2 rRNA genes (1 of these 2 running past the window's edge) are annotated in these 2,943 nt (G+C 55.2%); both read left to right on the top strand.

What is annotated here, in order from left to right:
* A 16S ribosomal RNA gene (locus tag ACFWCF_RS26230) occupies positions 1-97 on the top strand; it begins 1,525 nt to the left of the window's first position.
* Between the two features lie 306 nt (positions 98-403).
* Positions 404-2,943 (top strand): 23S ribosomal RNA (locus tag ACFWCF_RS26235); the annotation flags it as partial.

Consider the following 2,943-nt stretch of genomic DNA (forward strand, 5'->3'; position numbering starts at 1 on the left):
CGTCTTGGGGAGGGAGCCGTCGAAGGTGGGATCGGCGATTGGGACGAAGTCGTAACAAGGTAGCCGTACCGGAAGGTGCGGCTGGATCACCTCCTTTCTAAGGAGCACTTCTCCCGTTGAGGGTTCACACAGGTGGATTCGATTCGGGCAGAGACTGTTTCGTTCCCGTATGTGGAGCGGCAGGAGCTCATGGGTGGAACGCTGGCAAGTATTATCGCGTCGGGGAAAGCGTCATGTTTTCTTCTGCGGTGGTTATATCGGTGCACTGTTGGGTCCTGAGAGAACACGTTGTTTGTGTTTGATCAGCGACGATGACCGATGAAAGTTCTTCACCTGTGGGTGGGTTCCGGTAGGGGTTGTTGTGTGTTGTTTGAGAACTGCACAGTGGACGCGAGCATCTTTGTTGTAAGTGTTTATGAGCGTACGGTGGATGTCTTGGCACCAGGAGCCGATGAAGGACGTGGGAGGCTGCGATATGCCTCGGGGAGCTGTCAACCGAGCTGTGATCCGAGGATTTCCGAATGGGGAAACCCAGCACGAGTGATGTCGTGTTACCCGCCGGTGAATATATAGCCGGTGTGGAGGGAACGTGGGGAAGTGAAACATCTCAGTACCCACAGGAAGAGAAAACAACATGTGATTCCGTCAGTAGTGGCGAGCGAACGCGGAAGAGGCTAAACCATGGGTGTGTGATACCTGGCAGGGGTTGCACTTGTGGGGTTGTGGGGTTCATTGTGTCGGCGCTGCTGAGCCGGCCAACAGTAAGAAATCATTGTGTTAGTCGAAGTGGTCTGGAACGGCCTGTCGTAGAGGGTGAGAGTCCCGTAGACGAAAACATGGTGACTGTTGATGTGAATACCCAAGTAGCACCGGGCCCGTGAAATCCGGTGTGAATCTGTCGGGACCACCCGATAAGCCTGAATACTCCCTGGTGACCGATAGCGGACTAGTACCGTGAGGGAAAGATGAAAAGTACCCCGGGAGGGGAGTGAAATAGTACCTGAAACCGTGCGCTTACAATCCGTCAAAGCCTTCGAGTAGTTTGGTCTACTGGGGGTGATGGCGTGCCTTTTGAAGAATGAGCCTGCGAGTTAGTGGCATGTCGCGAGGTTAACCCGTGTGGGGTAGCCGTAGCGAAAGCGAGTCCGAATAGGGCGTCGTAGTGGCATGTTCTAGACCCGAAGCGGAGTGATCTACCCATGGCCAGGGTGAAGCGATGGTAAGACGTCGTGGAGGCCCGAACCCACTTAGGTTGAAAACTGAGGGGATGAGTTGTGGGTAGGGGTGAAAGGCCAATCAAACTCCGTGATAGCTGGTTCTCCCCGAAATGCATTTAGGTGCAGCGTCGCGTGTTTCACTCTGGAGGTAGAGCTACTGGATGGCCGATGGGCCCTACAAGGTTACTGACGTCAGCCAAACTCCGAATGCCAGAGTGTGAGAGCGCGGCAGTGAGACTGCGGGGGATAAGCTTCGTAGTCGAGAGGGAAACAGCCCAGATCGCCGGCTAAGGCCCCTAAGCGTGTACTAAGTGGAAAAGGATGTGGGATCGCTGAGACAACCAGGAGGTTGGCTTAGAAGCAGCCACCCTTGAAAGAGTGCGTAATAGCTCACTGGTCAAGTGGTCCTGCGCCGACAATGTAGCGGGGCTCAAGTACACCGCCGAAGCCGCGGCATTCGCATAACACACGCATTGTCCTGCGGGATGGTGTGCAGTGGTGTGGATGGGTAGGGGAGCGTCGTGTGGCCGTGGAAGCAGCAGTGTGAACTAGTTGTGGAGGCCACGCGAGTGAGAATGCAGGCATGAGTAGCGAAAGACGAGTGAGAAACTCGTCCGCCGAATGACCAAGGGTTCCTGGGCCAGGTTAATCCGCCCAGGGTGAGTCGGGACCTAAGGCGAGGCCGACAGGCGTAGTCGATGGACAACGGGTTGATATTCCCGTACCCGTGTGAACGCGCCCCTGATGAATCATCGGTACTAACCGTCCTGAAGCGTTCGTGTTCCCTTCGGGGGATGCGGGTGTGGATGCACGGGACCTTCGGTGGTAGTAGTCAAGCGATGGGGTGACGCAGGAAGGTAGCTGGGCCGGCTGGTGGAATAGCCGGTGTAAGCCTGTAGGGCGCGACATAGGCAAATCCGTGTCGCATACAGCCTGAGAGGTGATGCGTAGCCGTTGTGGTGAATTCAGTGATCCTATGCTGCCGAGAAAAGCCTCTAGCGAGCTTTCACATGGCCCGTACCCCAAACCGACACAGGTGGTCAGGTAGAGAATACTAAGGCGATCGAGATAACTGTGGTTAAGGAACTCGGCAAAATGCCCCCGTAACTTCGGGAGAAGGGGGACCTTGTCTGGTGATCACCTTTACGGTGTGAGCTGGGTGGGGTCGCAGAGACCAGAGAGAAGCGACTGTTTACTAAAAACACAGGTCCGTGCGAAGTCGTAAGACGATGTATACGGACTGACGCCTGCCCGGTGCTGGAAGGTTAAGAGGACCGGTTAGCTGCACTTGTGTGGCGAAGCTGAGAATTTAAGCCCCAGTAAACGGCGGTGGTAACTATAACCATCCTAAGGTAGCGAAATTCCTTGTCGGGTAAGTTCCGACCTGCACGAATGGCGTAACGACTTCTCTGCTGTCTCGACCACAGACTCGGCGAAATTGCATTACGAGTAAAGATGCTCGTTACGCGCGGCAGGACGAAAAGACCCCGGGACCTTCACTATAGCTTGGTATTGGTGTTCGGTTCGGTTTGTGTAGGATAGGTGGGAGACTGTGAAGCGGGCACGCCAGTGTTTGTGGAGTCGTTGTTGAAATACCACTCTGATCGTATTGGATGTCTAACCTCGGGCCCTGATCGGGTTCAGGGACAGTGCCTGGTGGGTAGTTTAACTGGGGCGGTTGCCTCCTAAAATGTAACGGAGGCGCCCAAAGGTTCCCTCAGCCTGG

Source organism: Rhodococcus sp. NPDC060090 (assembly GCF_042729855.1).
Lineage (GTDB): Bacteria > Actinomycetota > Actinomycetes > Mycobacteriales > Mycobacteriaceae > Rhodococcus.